Below are 14,805 nucleotides of genomic sequence, written 5' to 3'. Positions count from 1 at the left end.
CTATGACACGGATAGGGCCGAAAAGCTGCTCCCTGCGTTTTCGGCATTCCCGCCATCCTTGGCGGGCTCTGCCGCGACCGGGGTCGCGGTGGGTATCAGTGACGGTGTCGAGCTTCGACGGCTTCGCGCAGGGTGTCGATCAGCGCCTGGATGCGAGCATGCTGCATCTTCATCGAGGCCTTGTTCACCACCAGGCGCGAGCTGATGTGCGCGATCAGTTCCTGGGGCTCCAGGCCGTTCGCACGCAGGGTGTTACCGGTGTCGACCACGTCGATGATCTTGTCGGCGAGGCCGATCAGCGGTGCCAGCTCCATGGAGCCGTACAGCTTGATCACGTCGACCTGGCGACCCTGCTCGGCGTAGTAGCGCTTGGCGACATTGACGAACTTGGTGGCCACGCGCAGACGCCCCTTGGGCTCCGGCGCACCGACCGCACCGGCGGTCATCAGCTTGCAGTTGGCGATCTTCAGGTCCAGCGGCTCGTACAGGCCCTGGCCACCGTACTCCATGAGCACGTCCTTGCCCGCCACGCCGAGGTCGGCGGCGCCATGCTCGACGTAGGTCGGCACGTCGGTGGCGCGCACGATCAGCAGGCGCACGTCATCGAGGGTGGTGGGGATGATCAGCTTGCGGCTCTTGTCCGGATTCTCGGTCGGCACGATGCCTGCCGCTGCAAGCAGCGGCAGGGTGTCGTCGAGGATACGGCCCTTGGACAGGGCAATCGTCAGCATCGTCTGATTCTGCCCTAGCCCGGCACGCGGCGAATCTTCGCCCCGAGCAGTTGCAGTTTCTCTTCGATGCACTCGTAGCCACGGTCGATGTGGTAGATGCGGTCGATCATGGTGTCGCCTTCGGCCACCAGGGCAGCGATCACCAGGCTGGCGGATGCGCGCAGGTCGGTCGCCATGACCGGTGCGCCCTTGAGCTGCGGAACGCCGGTGACGATGGCAGTGTTGCCTTCGACCAGGATCTGCGCGCCCATGCGGTTCATTTCATAGACGTGCATGAAGCGGTTCTCGAACACGGTCTCGATGACCGCGCCGGTGCCTTCGGCGATGGCGTTCATGGAGATGAACTGGGCCTGCATGTCGGTCGGGAATGCCGGGTACGGCGCAGTGCGGATGTTCACCGCCTTCGGCCGGTTGCCCTTCATGTCCAGCTCGATCCAGTTGCTGCCGGTGGTGATGTGCGCGCCGGCTTCGACCAGCTTGGCCAGCACCGCTTCGAGGATGGTCGGATCGGTATCCTTGAGCTTGACGCGGCCGCCGGTGGCAGCCGCCGCCGCCAGGTAGGTGCCGGTTTCAATGCGGTCGGGCATGACGTTGTACTTGGCACCGCCACCCAGGCTTTTTACACCGTTGATCACGATGGTATCGGTACCGGCACCCTGCACATCACCGCCCATGGCGTTGATGAAGTTAGCCAGGTCGACGACCTCAGGCTCGCGCGCGGCGTTTTCCAGCACGGAGCGGCCATTGGCCAGTGCAGCGGCCATCATGATGTTCTCGGTACCGGTCACGCTGACGGTATCGAAGAAGAAGTGCGCGCCGCGCAGGCCGCCGGCCGGGGCCTTGGCCTTGATGTAGCCGCCTTCGACGGCGATTTCTGCGCCCATGGCTTCCAGGCCGCGGATGTGCAGGTCAACCGGACGCGAACCGATGGCGCAGCCGCCGGGCAGGGCGACTTCGGCTTCGCCGAACCGGGCGACCATCGGGCCGAGCACGAGGATCGACGCACGCATGGTTTTCACCAGCTCGTACGGTGCCACCAGGGTCTTGATGGTGCTGGCGTCGACTTCGACGTTGAGCTTCTCGTCGATGATCGGCTGCACGCCCATGCGGCCGAACAGCTCGATCATGGTGGTGATGTCGTGCAGGTGCGGCAGGTTGCAGACGGTCACCGGGGTGTCCGCCAGCAGGGTTGCGGCGAGGATCGGCAGCGCAGAGTTCTTCGCGCCGGAGATGCGAATCTCGCCATCGAGACGAGTACCGCCGGTAATGATCAGTTTATCCATTGCTAATTTCCCCGTGGGCTCAGGAACGCTCGGCCCAGGCGGCGCGGCTGAAGAATTTCATGGTGACGGCATGGATGGCGCCGGAGGCGATCCACTCGTTCAGGTGGGCATAGATCTGTTGCTGGCGCTTGACCGGGCTCAGGCCGGCGAGCTCGTCGCTGATCAGGTTCAGCTGGAAATTGCAGCCTTCGCCTTCCACTTCGATCTGGGTACCTGGCAGTTTCGATTCCAGGAAGTTTTTGACTTCTACGGCCTGCATGCTCAACCTCGTTCGGCGCCCTACGCGCGCGGGTCGGCCATGATACAAAAAAGCCCCCCGCCTGCGAACCCCGGCAGGGGAAGTCGCGGACGGAGGGCTTTCTCACTGTTTCAATGCTGTAACGGCAGAATCTCGAGAAGCTCGCCAACCTTGGCGATTTCCTGCATGTCCTTGGGCATCCCAGAGATCTGCAGCGTCTTGCCAGCCTTGCGCGCATCACGGGTGTAGGACAGCAGCAGCGACAATCCGACGCTACTGGAGTGTTCCACCGCCGAGCAGTCCAGGCGCAGCGACGCGGCCTTGCTGGCGGCGATCAGGCTTCTGCCCTGCTCGCGCAGCGCCGGGCCGGTCCTGTAGTCCAGCACGCCGGCGAGGGCCAGGTCGCCCTCACTGCGCTCCGTGATACTGCCCTGACTCATTCTGCGCTGCCTTCCGGCTGGCCCTTGGCCGCATCCTTGGCCTTGGCGACGACCTGGCCCCAACCGGCGATGGTCTTCTCCAGGTCGTTGCGGTTCTTCTGCATGGAGTCGGCGAACTGGTCACGGAACAGCTTGCCGATGTTGATGCCGTTGATGATCACGTTACGCAGGCGCCAATCGCCACCCTGGTTGACCATGGTGTATTGCACCGGATAGACGGCGCCATTGCTGCCGACCACTTCCATGTTCACCGAAGCGCGATCCTGCTCCTGCTTGCCGCTGTTCAGCACGCGGATGTCCTGGTTGTCGTACTCCAGCAGCGCGTTGCCGTAGAACTGGAACAGGCTGTTCTTGAAGGTTTCCTCGAAGCGCTTGACCTGCTCCGGCGTCGCCTGGCGGGAGTACTTGACGGTCATCACGCCCTTGGCGATGCCCTCGGAATCCACGACCGGGCCGAGGATGCGGTTCAGGGTGTCGTAGAACGCCTGGGGATTGGCCTTGTAGCTGGCCTTGTTGGTCTTCAGGTCCGACAGCAGGCTGTCGACGGTCTGCTGCACGACCTGCTGAGCAGTCTGCTCGGCCTGGGCGAACAGCGGCAGGACCGCGAGCAGGACCAGGAAGCCACGGCGCAAGGTTTTCAACATGGAGTGAGCCCTCATTTCTTCGAGTCGTCTTTGTTGACCGAATTCAGCAGGAATTTGCCGATCAGGTCTTCCAGCACGAGTGCCGACTGGGTGTCCTTGATGGTATCGCCATCCTTCAGCAGCTCTTCGTCGCCACCGACACTGATGCCGATGTACTTCTCGCCCAGCAGGCCAGCAGTGAGGATGGAGGCGGTAGAGTCGTCCGGCAGGTTGTTGACCTGACGATTGATCTCCATGGTCACACGACCACGATAGCTGTCATGGTCCAGGTCCACCGCAGTGACCTTGCCGATGGTGACACCCGCCATGGTGACCTTTCCGCGGACGGTAACGCCGGCGATGTTGTCGAAATAGGCATACAGCTTGTAGGTATCGCCGGAATTGCCGATGGTCAGTCCGCTGACACGCAGGGCCAGCAGCAGCAGGGCCAGCAGGCCGGCCAGAATGAACAGGCCTACACCGATTTCCAGGGTGCGGGTTTGCATCAGAAGTCTCCAAACATCAAGGCGGTCAGGATGAAGTCCAGCCCCAGCACGGCCAGGGAGGCATACACAACGGTACGGGTGGTGGCGCGGCTGATCCCCTCTGAGGTGGGTTCGCAGTCATAACCCTGGAACACGGCGATCCAGGTCACGACGAAAGCGAACACCACGCTCTTGATCACGCCATTGAGAATGTCCTTGGTGAACTGCACGCTGTTCTGCATGTTCGACCAGTACGAACCGTCATACACACCCAGCCAGTCCACGGCGACCAGGGCGCCGCCCCAGATGCCGACCACACTGAAGATAGCTGCCAGCAGCGGCATCGAGATGAAGCCGGCCCAAAGGCGCGGAGCGATGATGTACTTGAGCGGGTCGACGCCGATCATCTCCAGGCTGGACAACTGCTCGGTGGATTTCATGTTGCCGATCTCGGCCGTCAGCGCGGAGCCTGCACGCCCGGCGAACAGCAGACCGGTGACTACCGGCCCCAGTTCACGCAGCAGCGTCAGCGCAACCATCTGGCCGACCGCCTGTTCCGAACCGTAGCTCGCCAGGATGTTGTAGCCCTGCAGCGCCAGCACCATGCCGATGAACAGGCCGGAAACGACGATGATTGCCAGGGACAGCACACCCACCGAATACAGCTGTTTGACCAGCAACTGGAAGGCACCGCTGTGCACCCGGCGGCCGAAAATGGCGTGGACCAGGAACAGGCTCGAACGGCCCAGCGACTCGAGGACATCGAGGCCCGCGCGCCCGAGCAGGCGAACTCGCTCGAGCGATGAAGTCTTGCGCATCAACGTTCTCCCAGCAGGTCGGCGCGGTAATCGCGAGCAGGATAGTGGAACGGCACCGGCCCATCCGGGATGCCCTTCATGAACTGGCGCACTCGCGGATCATCGAGACCCTGCAGGTCGGCCGGCGTTCCGTGACCGAGCACACGGCCGTCACCGACGATATAGATGTAGTCGGCGATGCTCGCCGTTTCCGCCAGATCGTGGGACACAACGATGGAGGTGATGCCCAGGGCATCGTTGAGCAGGCGGATCAGGCGCACCAGCACGCCCATGGCGATCGGGTCCTGCCCCACGAAGGGCTCGTCGTACATGAGGATCTGCGGGTCCAGCGCGATGGCGCGGGCCAGCGCCACACGGCGCTTCATACCGCCGGACAGCTCATCGGGCATCAGTTCCACCGCCCCGCGCAGGCCAACGGCCTGGAGCTTCATCAGGACAATGTCACGAATCATGTCCTCGGGCAGCTCGGTGTGCACGCGCAGCGGGAAGGCAACGTTCTCGAAGACATCGAGATCGGTGAACAGCGCACCGCTCTGGAACAACACGCCGAACTGCTTGCGCATGTCGAACAGGTCGCTGCGCCCCAGCGTGGGGAGGTTCTGGCCGTTGACCCACACTTCGCCGCTCGCCGGACGCAGTTGGGCGGCGATCAGTCGCAACAGGGTGGTCTTGCCACACCCCGACGGCCCCATGATCCCGGTGACCTTGCCGCGTGGAATGCGGATGTCCACGTTATCGAAAATCTTACGCGTGCCACGCTTGAAGCTCAGGCCCTTCAGCTCGACCGCGTATTGGTCATTGGTGCTCATAGAACTCCTTTCATCACGGCGCTGTCCGTTGCCCCGTCTGTCATACGGCAGAAACACGGCGCGGCAGGCCGAACGGCCGCGAACTATAACACCCCGTGAAGCCGCGCCCCAAGGGCTGCTAAGCCGCTGTTAAGGCCCAGTTCAGCAAAATGCGTTCAACATTGAGTTGCCAGTGATGAAGCCTTTGTCGCTTTCCCGTTATAATCTCGCACTTCATTTTGCCCCGCGCCTTTCGAACATGAGCCAGAAACACGATTTCATCCAGTCGGCACAACGCACCATCCGCCTCGAGCGTGACTCGGTGGACGCCCTGCTGCCGCGCATCGGCACCGATTTTTCGCTGGCCTGCGAACTGTTGCTGAACTGCAAGGGGCGCGTCGTCGTGGTCGGCATGGGCAAATCCGGCCATATCGCACGCAAGATCGCCGCCACCCTGGCCAGCACCGGCACACCGTCGTTCTTCGTGCACCCGGCCGAGGCCAGCCATGGCGACATGGGCATGATCACCAAGGACGACGTCGTCCTGGCCCTCTCCAACTCCGGCTCCACCGCGGAAATCGTCACTCTGCTGCCGCTGATCAAGCGCCTGGGCATCACCCTGATCAGCATGACCGGCAACGCCGAATCACCGCTGGCCAAGGCTGCTGCGGTGAACCTCGACGCCAGCGTGGAGCACGAAGCCTGCTCGCTGAACCTGGCGCCGACTTCCTCCACCACGGTGTCCCTGGTGATCGGCGACGCGCTCGCCATCGCCCTGCTCGAAGCGCGCGGCTTCACCGCCGAAGACTTCGCCTTCTCGCATCCAGGCGGGGCGCTGGGCCGTCGATTGTTGCTGAAAGTGGAAAACATCATGCACGTGGGTGAAGCATTGCCGCAGGTTTCCCCCGGCACTTCGCTCAGTGGCGCATTGCTGGAAATGACCCGCAAGGGCCTGGGCATGACCGTCATCCTCGGCGAAGACGGCAAGCTCGCCGGGGTCTTCACCGATGGCGACCTGCGCCGCACCCTGGACAAGGGACTGGACGTGCGCACGGTCACCATCGATCAGGTGATGACCGTGCACGGCAAGACCGCCCGCCCGGATATGCTCGCTGCCGAAGCCCTGAAGATCATGGACGACCACAAGATCAACGTACTCGTGGTTGTCGACGACAAGGACCACCCGGTCGGCGTCCTGCACGTCCACGACCTGACCCGCGCGGGAGTCATCTGAATGACCGCCGACCTGCTGCAACGCGCGAAAGCGGTCCGCCTGGCGGTATTCGACGTCGATGGCGTGCTCACCGACGGCAAGCTCTACTTCCTGCCCGACGGCGGCGAGTTCAAGACCTTCAACACCCTGGACGGCCAGGGCATCAAGATGTTGATGAACTCCGGCGTAAGCACCGCGATCATCACCGGCCGTTCGAGCCCGGTGGTCGAGCGGCGGGCGAAGAACCTGGGCATCAACCATCTGTTCCAGGGCCGCGAGGACAAGCTGGTCGCCCTGGACGAATTGCTCGCCGAACTGGGTCTAGGCTATGAAGAGGTCGCGTACCTGGGCGACGATCTGCCCGACCTGCCGGCCATCCGCCGCGCCGGCCTGGGCATGGCGGTCGCCAGCGGCGACGCCTTCGTGCGCCAGCATGCCGACGGCGTTACCCAAGCCCGTGGCGGCGAAGGCGCCGCCCGCGAGTTCTGCGAACTGATCCTGCGCGCTCAGGGCAACCTCGAAGCCGCCCAGAACGCGTACCTCTAGAGCCGAACATGCCCAAGACACTCCAACAGAAGCTGTTGCTCGCCCTGATCGCCATCCTGCTGATCGCCCTCGGCTATTACTGGAACGTGCGTCTGGATTTCAACGAGCGGCAACTCAAGTCGCAGACCAGCGACGCCATCGACTTCTACGTGGTCAACGCCAAGAGCGTTCAGTACCGCATCGACGGCTCCCTCGCCTACGAGATGACCGCCGACAAACTCGAACACCTGAAAGCAACCGACGTGACCCTGGTCACTACGCCTGACCTCTACTTCCACCGGGAGAACGAGTCTCAGCCGTGGCATGTCCAGAGCGTTCACGCCGAAGTGGCCCCCGAAGGCAAGCAGGTCGAGCTGATCGACGACGTGCGTGTTGCGCGCACCGACGCACAGCAACGCACGCTCCTGCTCAACACCTCGCGCATGACGGTGTTCCCAGACAAGGACTATGCGCAGACTGACCAGCCCGTGAAGATCACTGAACCCAACGGTGTCACCACGGCAGTTGGCATGAAAGCGTATCTGAAAGACAGCCGGATGCTCCTGCTGTCCAACGTAAGAGGTCAGCATGAGGCTCGTTAACACCCTCCCCCTTCTTTTCAGCCTCGCCGCCGCCATCGGCAGCAGTGCCGCCTGGGCTCTTCCCACCGACCGGGAACAGCCGATCCGGGTTCAGGCCGACAGCGCCGAACTGGACGACAAGCAGGGCGTAGCCGTGTATCGCGGCGACGTGGTGGTAACCCAGGGCAGCATGAAGCTGACTGGCAACACCGTCACGCTCAAGCAGAACAAGAATGGTGACATCGAAGTCGTCACCTCGGTCGGCAAGCCTGCCTACTTCGAGCAGAAGCCGGCGCCGGACAAGCAGATCACTCAGGCCTACGGCCTGACGATCCAGTACTTCGTCACCCAGAACCGCGTCGTATTGATCGACCAGGCCAAGGTGATCCAGGAAGGCAACACCTTCGAAGGCGAGAAGATCGTCTACGACACCCAGCGCCAGATCGTCAACGCAGGCCGCGCCACCGGGTCCCAGGTGACCACGCCGCGCCCGCGTATCGACATGGTCATCCAGCCCAAGAAAAAGCAGGATCAAGCGCAGTAATGGCTACGCTAACCGCCCAGCACCTCGCCAAGAGCTACAAGAGCCGGCAAGTCGTCCGCGATGTCAGCATGAGCATCGAGAGCGGGCAGATCGTCGGCCTGCTCGGCCCCAACGGAGCGGGCAAGACCACCTGCTTCTACATGATCGTCGGCCTGGTTCGCGCCGATCAGGGTGTCGTGCGCATCGATGAGCAGGACGTCACCCACCTGCCCATGCACGGACGCGCCCGCGCCGGCATCGGCTACCTGCCGCAGGAAGCCTCGATCTTCCGCAAGCTGTCGGTGGCGGACAATATCGGCGCCATCCTCGAAACCCGCAGCGACCTGGATCGCGCCGGACGCCAGGAAGCCTTGGAAGGCTTGCTCGAGGAGTTCCACATCCACCACATCCGCGACAACCTCGGCATGAGCCTGTCCGGTGGCGAGCGTCGCCGCGTGGAGATCGCCCGTGCACTGGCCAGTTCGCCGAAGTTCATCCTGCTGGACGAACCTTTCGCCGGTGTCGACCCGATCTCCGTGGGCGACATCAAGCAGATCATCCATCACCTCAAGGCCAAGGGCATCGGTGTCCTGATCACCGATCATAACGTCCGCGAAACCCTGGATATCTGCGAAACGGCGTACATCGTCAACGACGGTCAACTGATCGCCGAAGGCAGCGCCGAGAGCATCCTCGCCAACGACCTGGTGAAGGAAGTCTACCTGGGCCACGAGTTCCGCCTCTAAGGCCCTGCGCCGCGCCCTGCCAGGGCGCGGCCACCCCGCCTCCCCCTCTTCGCGCGGCCCGGTTCGCCGGTTGTTCCGCGCCGCATTCGGCCGCCCAATCGCCCCTGGCGCAACCGGGTTGTAACGAAAGGTCGACAGCCCCTAGGCAAAGCGCCCAAACTCAGGCATATAATTTGCTTCCTCGCGGCGCCCCGGCGTCCGTAGTCGTGGATATGGCGCGCTTTGCGCCAGCGAACAAGGTGCCTAGTTCCAGCCATGAAACCATCGCTAGTCCTCAAGATGGGCCAGCAGCTGACGATGACCCCGCAGCTGCAACAGGCCATCCGACTGCTCCAGCTCTCCACGCTGGACCTCCAACAGGAAATCCAGGAAGCCCTGGAGTCCAACCCGATGCTGGAGCGCCAGGAAGAAGGTGAGGACTACGACAACAGCGATCCCATGGCCGACGGCGCCGAATCTGGCGCCAACGGCACCAGCAACAACTCCCAGGATAACTTCCAGGAAAGCACCACGCCCAACGCCGACAGCCTCGACGAGGACCAGTGGGCCGAGCGTATTCCCAACGAGCTGCCGGTCGACACCGCCTGGGAAGACATCTACCAGACCAGCGCCAGCAGCCTGCCCAGCAACGATGACGACGAGTGGGACTTCACTTCCCGTACCTCCGCTGGCGAAAGCCTGCAGAGCCATCTGCTCTGGCAACTGAACCTGGCGCCGATGTCCGACACCGATCGCCTGGTCGCCCTGAGCATCATCGACGGCATCAACGACGACGGTTACCTCGAAGAGTCCCTGGACGACATCCTCGCCTCCATTGACCCTGAACTGGGCGTGGAGATGGACGAAGTGGAAGTCGTCCTGCGCCGTGTGCAGCAGCTCGAGCCCGCCGGCGTCGGTGCCCGCAACCTGCGCGAATGCCTGCTCCTGCAGCTGCGCCAGCTGCCCACCAAAACCTACCTGCTGGCCGAGGCCATCCGCCTGGTCAACGACCACCTGGACCTGCTCGGCAGCCGCGACTACAGCCAGCTGATGCGGCGCATGAAGCTCAAGGAAGACGAGCTGCGCGAGACCATCGAACTGATCCAGTCGCTGCACCCGCGCCCCGGTTCGCAGATCGAGTCCGGCGAAGCCGAATACGTGGTTCCGGATGTCATCGTGCGCAAGCACAACGAGCGCTGGCTGGTGGAACTGAACCAGGAAGCGGTACCGCGCCTGCGCGTGAACTCGCAGTATGCGGGCCTGGTGCGCCGCGCCGACTCCAGCGCCGACAACACTTTCATGCGCAACCAGCTGCAGGAAGCGCGCTGGTTCATCAAGAGCCTGCAGAGCCGCAACGAGACATTGATGAAGGTGGCGACCCAGATCGTCGAGCACCAGCGCGGCTTCCTCGAATACGGCGAGGAAGCGATGAAACCACTGGTCCTGCACGACATCGCGGAAGCCGTGGGCATGCACGAATCGACCATCTCCCGCGTCACCACGCAGAAATTCATGCACACGCCGCGTGGCATCTTCGAGCTCAAGTATTTCTTCTCCAGCCACGTCAGCACCTCCGAGGGCGGCGAGTGCTCGTCCACCGCGATCCGCGCCATCATCAAAAAACTGGTCGCGGCGGAAAGTCCGAAAAAGCCATTGAGTGACAGCAAGATCGCTGGTTTACTGGAAGCACAGGGCATTCAAGTGGCACGTCGTACCGTCGCCAAGTACCGGGAGTCCCTAGGAATCTCTCCCTCGAGCGAGCGCAAGCGGCTGGTGTGACGTTGATCCACGCCAAGGTGTTCCGGCGGCAGGCCCCATAACCTGCCACTTACACACGGGCAACAAGGAGAAAGCGGTATGCAAGTCAACATCAGTGGACATCAACTGGATGTGACCGACGCCCTGCGCGACTATGTCGGCGAGAAACTTGGCCGACTGGAGCGCCACTTCGACAAGATCACCAATGTTCAGGTCATCATGGAGGTCGAGAAGCTGAAGCAGAAAATTGAAGCCACCCTCCACATCGCCGGTGGCGAAGTGGTTGCCTGCGCCGAACATGAAGACATGTACGCGGCCATCGACCTGCTCACCGACAAGCTCGACCGCCAACTGATCAAGCACAAGGAAAAATACCTCGAACGCCAGCAAGGTGTTGGCGTCCGTTAACCCCTCCCTATGATCCGACTTGAGCAAATCCTGACCCCCGGCCGTTCCCTCGTGAACGTGCCGGGCGGCAGCAAGAAACGTGTCCTCGAACAAATCGCCAACCTGGTGGCTCGCGAGCTGCCGGGTTTCGATTCCCAAGACATCTTCGACAGCCTGGTGGCCCGGGAACGCCTGGGCTCCACCGGCTTCGGCAATGGCATCGCCATTCCGCACTGCCGCCTCCCCGGCTGCCAGTCGCCGATCAGCGCCATCCTGCACCTGGATCACCCGGTAGATTTCGACGCCCTCGACGGCGCGCCGGTCGACCTGGTGTTCGTGCTGCTGGTGCCGGAAGCCGCCACCGAGGAGCACCTGGAACTGCTGCGGCAGATCGCCTCCATGCTCGACCGCTCCGACGTCCGCGAACGTTTGCGTCACGCCGCCAACGGCGAGGACCTGTACCGGATCGTCGTGGACTTCCAGAACAACGGGCACTGATCATGCGCCTGATCATCGTCAGTGGAAGATCCGGCTCGGGCAAGAGCACAGCGCTCAACGTGCTCGAGGACAACGGCTTCTATTGCATCGACAACCTGCCGGCCAGCCTCCTCCCGGACCTGGCCCAGCGTGCGTTGCTGCACACCGAGCTGCTGCACCCGCAGGTCGCCGTCTCCATCGACGCGCGCAACCTGCCCAGCCAGCTGCAGCGTTTTCCCGAGCTGCTGCAGGAAGCTCGCGACAAGCACATCCAGTGCGACGTGCTGTACCTCGATGCCGATGATGAAACGCTGCTCAAGCGCTTCTCCGAGACGCGCCGGCGCCACCCGCTGACCACCGACAGCCGCTCACTGGCCGAAGCCATCGCCGACGAGACGCACCTGCTGGCACCGATCGCCGACCTGGCGGATCTCAAGCTCAACACCACCAATCTCAACCTGTATCAGCTGCGCGACGTGCTCAAGCTGCGCCTGCTGAACAAGCCCGAACTGGGCACCGCCTTCCTGGTCGAATCCTTCGGCTTCAAGCGCGGCATGCCGGTGGACGCGGACCTGGTGTTCGACGTGCGCTGCCTGCCCAATCCCTACTGGAAACCGGAACTGCGCGAGCACACCGGGCTGGAAGTGGAAGTCCAGGAATACCTGGCGGCGCAACCGGATGTAGAAGAGATGTACCAGGATATCCTCGCCTACCTGAACAAATGGCTGCCGCGCTTCGCCGCGAGCAACCGGGCCTATGTGACCATCGCCATCGGCTGCACCGGTGGCCAGCATCGCTCGACCTATATTGCCGAGCGCATCGGTCAGGCCCTCAAGGAAACCCTCACCAACGTACAGATTCGCCACCGCGACCTGAGCTAAGCAGCGACAGACAACAAAAGGACAGCCCCTCGCGATGCCCGCCCTCGAAATCACCATCATCAACAAGCTTGGCCTGCACGCCCGTGCGGCGGCCAAATTCGTCGGCGTGGCAGGACGTTATCCCTGTCAGGTTCGCGTAGGGCGCAATCCGGAAAGTACGGTAGACGGCAAGAGCATCATGGCGGTGATGATGCTCGCCGCCGGCAAGGGCACCAATCTGCACCTCGCTGCCGAAGGCGAGCAGGAAGACGAGGCGCTCAAGGCGCTGGTCGAACTGATCAACAACTACTTCGACGAAGGCGAGTGACTCGCCGGGCCTTCGATCAGCCCAGCGACGTATCCAGCACCATCATCAGACAGAAGCCGATGATAAGCCCCTGGGTGGCCTGCGCCGCATGGCCGCGCCGCTGTGATTCAGGGATGATCTCGCGCACCACCACGTAGAGCATCGCTCCCGCTGCCGCGGCCAGCCCCCAGGGCAGGAACATCCGCGAGATGCCGATCAGCCAGGCGCAGAGCACCGCGAACAGCGGCTCGACCAGCCCGGACGCCGCGCCCGCCAACGCCGCCTTGCCGCGTGACACGCCTGCCCCGGCCAGTACCAGCGCAATCGCCAGCCCTTCCGGCACGTCCTGCAGCGCGATGCCCAGCGCTAATCCGCTGGCGCCTTGCACCTCTCCCCCGGCGGCGACTCCGACAGCCATGCCCTCGGGAATGTTGTGCAGGACGATGGCAGCAACGAACAGCAGGATGCGCGCAGGAACCTTTCCATCAGCAACGCCCCGGATATTGGCCTGCGCGTCCTCGAGTACTCGGCCGAACACCGCGAGACCGAAGGCTCCCAGCGCCAGGCCGAGGCTGACCAGCACCGAGGCCAGCCAGGTGGCCCGACCCGAGGCTTCAGCAGCCTCCAGCGCGGGAAGCAGTAGCGAGAATGCAGTGGCCGCCAGCATCACACCGGCGCCGAAGCCGAGCATGGCGTCGGCGATTCGCGCCGGCATGCTGCGCACCAGCAGCACGGGCAGCGCGCCCAGGGCAGTCCCGAGCGCACAGAGCATGCCGCCATGCAAGGCCAGGTACAGCGGCGGGGAAAGCGACAAGCGCGCCAGCAGCATCAGGTGCTGGGCCACCAGCAGACCGCCGCCGAGGACAATGATCAGCCCCAGCAACCAACGCAAATTGCGTCCTCCGCTTTCACGCAGACTCTGCACGATCAGACGCATGGGACGCCCTTCGGTTTCATCCTTGCCCCCGCGCCTGCCGTGCCTCGCGGTAACGTCGGAGCACCTCCGGCCAGGCGACGACGTTGTAAAACGCGGCAATGTATTCCGGCCGGCGATTCTGATAGCGCAGGTAGTACGCGTGCTCCCAGACGTCCAGCCCGAGGATCGGCAAGTTGCCCTGCATCAGCGGGCTGTCTTGGTTGCCGGTGCTTTCCACCACCAGTTGGCCCTGCGGATCGACGCTCAGCCACGCCCAGCCGCTACCAAAGCGAGTCAATGCCGCCTTGGTGAACGCCTGGCAGAAGGCCTCGTAGCCGCCCAGTTGAGCGTCAATGGCCTGGCCCAACTCCTCCTGCGGATGACCACCGCCGTCAGGAGCCATCACGGTCCAGAACAACGAGTGGTTGGCGTGGCCGCCGCCGTTGTTGATCACCGGCGCGCGCAGTGCCTCGGGCAGGCGGTCGAGCTTCTGCAGCAACGTTTCCAGCGGAACTTCGGCGAACTCTGTGCCTTCCAGCGCAGCGTTCAGGTTGTTGATGTAGGTCTGGTGGTGCTTGCTGTGGTGGATTTCCATGGTCTGCGCATCGATGTGCGGTTCCAGGGCGTCGAAGGCATAGGGCAAGGCGGGCAGGACGTGAGGCATCTTCGAACCTTCTTCAGTGGTAGCGCATCGATTGAACGGCAGTGAACAGCCCCGGGCGCAACTCGACCGCGCCTTGGCGACGCAGCAGGCGCTGGGTACGCGGATAGGTACCGTGCTCGCCAATGAAGTTGAGCAGTTCGACGTAGGTACGGCGGCTGTGCTGCACCGCGGCCACACGCAGATCCGAGCATTTGCGCAGGTCTTCGCCTAATACCAATAGGCGCTCGTGGCAGGCGCACAGGTACTCGGCGGTTTCCTCCGGCTGTCCCAGTTGCAGGTGCAGGTCGCCGAGGTTGTGGTGGGAGATGACAAACGCCATCACGGCTTCCTCCGGGTCGTGCCAGCGGTCCAGCAGGACCTGGGCCAGCGCCAGCGCATGGAGGTAGTGCTCACGGGCATCGATCAACTCGTTGCGAATGAAGCAGCGGTTGCCCAGTTCGATGGTGCGTTGCCAGTGGCGCAT

Annotated in this window: 21 protein-coding genes; 10 read left to right on the top strand and 11 right to left on the bottom strand. The window is 63.2% G+C overall.

The features are described 5' to 3' along the window. Window positions 1–95: 95 nt before the first annotated feature. The 8 genes from hisG to PNI01S_RS11310 form a co-directional block, all read right to left on the bottom strand. Window positions 96–731, bottom strand: a complete 636-nt coding sequence (hisG, locus tag PNI01S_RS11345; RefSeq protein WP_024766534.1) for an ATP phosphoribosyltransferase — start codon at window positions 729–731, stop codon at window positions 96–98. A 14-nt stretch (window positions 732–745) separates the two neighbouring features. Next, the gene (gene murA, locus PNI01S_RS11340; protein WP_024766535.1) at window positions 746–2,014 is read right to left on the bottom strand and encodes a UDP-N-acetylglucosamine 1-carboxyvinyltransferase; all 1,269 of its coding nucleotides are present in this window, start codon (window positions 2,012–2,014) and stop codon (window positions 746–748) included. Window positions 2,015–2,033: 19 nt separating this feature from the next. Then, a complete protein-coding gene (locus PNI01S_RS11335; protein ID WP_017518139.1) occupies window positions 2,034–2,273 on the bottom strand; it encodes a BolA family protein in 240 nt (79 codons plus the stop codon). A 110-nt stretch (window positions 2,274–2,383) separates the two neighbouring features. Continuing rightward, complete coding sequence (locus tag PNI01S_RS11330; RefSeq protein ID WP_024766536.1) at window positions 2,384–2,692, bottom strand: STAS domain-containing protein; 309 nt, start codon at window positions 2,690–2,692, stop codon at window positions 2,384–2,386. Continuing rightward, complete coding sequence (locus PNI01S_RS11325) at window positions 2,689–3,336, bottom strand: Tgt2/MlaC family protein (RefSeq protein WP_065083921.1); 648 nt, start codon at window positions 3,334–3,336, stop codon at window positions 2,689–2,691. Before PNI01S_RS11325 ends, PNI01S_RS11330 begins: the two co-directional genes overlap by 4 nt. Before the next feature lie 11 nt (window positions 3,337–3,347). Then, the gene (gene mlaD / locus PNI01S_RS11320; protein WP_024766538.1) at window positions 3,348–3,821 is read right to left on the bottom strand and encodes an outer membrane lipid asymmetry maintenance protein MlaD; all 474 of its coding nucleotides are present in this window, start codon (window positions 3,819–3,821) and stop codon (window positions 3,348–3,350) included. After that, complete coding sequence (gene mlaE, locus PNI01S_RS11315) at window positions 3,821–4,618, bottom strand: lipid asymmetry maintenance ABC transporter permease subunit MlaE (RefSeq protein ID WP_024766539.1); 798 nt, start codon at window positions 4,616–4,618, stop codon at window positions 3,821–3,823. The genes mlaD and mlaE overlap by 1 nt, the downstream gene beginning before the upstream one ends. Continuing rightward, complete coding sequence (locus PNI01S_RS11310; RefSeq protein ID WP_024766540.1) at window positions 4,618–5,427, bottom strand: ATP-binding cassette domain-containing protein; 810 nt, start codon at window positions 5,425–5,427, stop codon at window positions 4,618–4,620. Before PNI01S_RS11310 ends, mlaE begins: the two co-directional genes overlap by 1 nt. A gap of 238 nt (window positions 5,428–5,665) precedes the next feature. Here PNI01S_RS11310 and PNI01S_RS11305 point away from each other — a divergent pair, with 238 nt between their 5' ends. From PNI01S_RS11305 to PNI01S_RS11260, 10 genes are all read left to right on the top strand, one after another. Beyond that, the gene (locus tag PNI01S_RS11305; protein ID WP_024766541.1) at window positions 5,666–6,640 is read left to right on the top strand and encodes a KpsF/GutQ family sugar-phosphate isomerase; all 975 of its coding nucleotides are present in this window, start codon (window positions 5,666–5,668) and stop codon (window positions 6,638–6,640) included. Continuing rightward, a complete protein-coding gene (locus PNI01S_RS11300; RefSeq protein WP_037009806.1) occupies window positions 6,641–7,165 on the top strand; it encodes a KdsC family phosphatase in 525 nt (174 codons plus the stop codon). Between the two features lie 8 nt (window positions 7,166–7,173). Next, entirely contained in the window at window positions 7,174–7,746 is a 573-nt protein-coding gene (gene lptC / locus PNI01S_RS11295; protein WP_024766542.1) for an LPS export ABC transporter periplasmic protein LptC, read from the top strand. Beyond that, on the top strand, window positions 7,733–8,269 hold the full coding sequence (gene lptA, locus PNI01S_RS11290; protein ID WP_024766543.1) for a lipopolysaccharide transport periplasmic protein LptA: 537 nt from the start codon (window positions 7,733–7,735) through the stop codon (window positions 8,267–8,269). The genes lptC and lptA overlap by 14 nt, the downstream gene beginning before the upstream one ends. Further along, the gene (lptB, locus tag PNI01S_RS11285; RefSeq protein WP_037009811.1) at window positions 8,269–8,994 is read left to right on the top strand and encodes an LPS export ABC transporter ATP-binding protein; all 726 of its coding nucleotides are present in this window, start codon (window positions 8,269–8,271) and stop codon (window positions 8,992–8,994) included. The genes lptA and lptB overlap by 1 nt, the downstream gene beginning before the upstream one ends. A gap of 255 nt (window positions 8,995–9,249) precedes the next feature. Beyond that, window positions 9,250–10,752, top strand: a complete 1,503-nt coding sequence (locus tag PNI01S_RS11280) for an RNA polymerase factor sigma-54 (RefSeq protein ID WP_081754068.1) — start codon at window positions 9,250–9,252, stop codon at window positions 10,750–10,752. Window positions 10,753–10,830: 78 nt separating this feature from the next. After that, the gene (gene hpf, locus PNI01S_RS11275; RefSeq protein ID WP_017518151.1) at window positions 10,831–11,139 is read left to right on the top strand and encodes a ribosome hibernation-promoting factor, HPF/YfiA family; all 309 of its coding nucleotides are present in this window, start codon (window positions 10,831–10,833) and stop codon (window positions 11,137–11,139) included. A gap of 9 nt (window positions 11,140–11,148) precedes the next feature. Next, a complete protein-coding gene (gene ptsN, locus PNI01S_RS11270) occupies window positions 11,149–11,616 on the top strand; it encodes a PTS IIA-like nitrogen regulatory protein PtsN (protein ID WP_024766545.1) in 468 nt (155 codons plus the stop codon). 2 nt (window positions 11,617–11,618) lie between these two features. After that, window positions 11,619–12,476, top strand: coding sequence for an RNase adapter RapZ (gene rapZ / locus PNI01S_RS11265; RefSeq protein ID WP_024766546.1), 858 nt, complete (start codon window positions 11,619–11,621; stop codon window positions 12,474–12,476). Between the two features lie 34 nt (window positions 12,477–12,510). Further along, a complete protein-coding gene (locus PNI01S_RS11260; RefSeq protein ID WP_024766547.1) occupies window positions 12,511–12,783 on the top strand; it encodes an HPr family phosphocarrier protein in 273 nt (90 codons plus the stop codon). Window positions 12,784–12,799: 16 nt separating this feature from the next. Here the strand turns inward: PNI01S_RS11260 and PNI01S_RS11255 are convergent, their stop codons facing one another. From PNI01S_RS11255 to PNI01S_RS11245, 3 genes are read right to left on the bottom strand one after another with little or no spacing between them, the layout of a single operon-like run. Continuing rightward, complete coding sequence (locus PNI01S_RS11255) at window positions 12,800–13,693, bottom strand: ZIP family metal transporter (protein WP_413247456.1); 894 nt, start codon at window positions 13,691–13,693, stop codon at window positions 12,800–12,802. Between the two features lie 22 nt (window positions 13,694–13,715). Then, entirely contained in the window at window positions 13,716–14,342 is a 627-nt protein-coding gene (locus tag PNI01S_RS11250) for a superoxide dismutase (RefSeq protein ID WP_024766549.1), read from the bottom strand. Window positions 14,343–14,355: 13 nt separating this feature from the next. Then, window positions 14,356–14,805, bottom strand: a complete 450-nt coding sequence (locus PNI01S_RS11245) for a DUF2753 family protein (RefSeq protein WP_024766550.1) — start codon at window positions 14,803–14,805, stop codon at window positions 14,356–14,358.

It is taken from the genome of Pseudomonas nitroreducens NBRC 12694 (genome assembly GCF_002091755.1).
Classification (GTDB): domain Bacteria; phylum Pseudomonadota; class Gammaproteobacteria; order Pseudomonadales; family Pseudomonadaceae; genus Pseudomonas; species Pseudomonas nitroreducens.
This window is presented reverse-complemented; position numbering and strand designations above follow the sequence as displayed.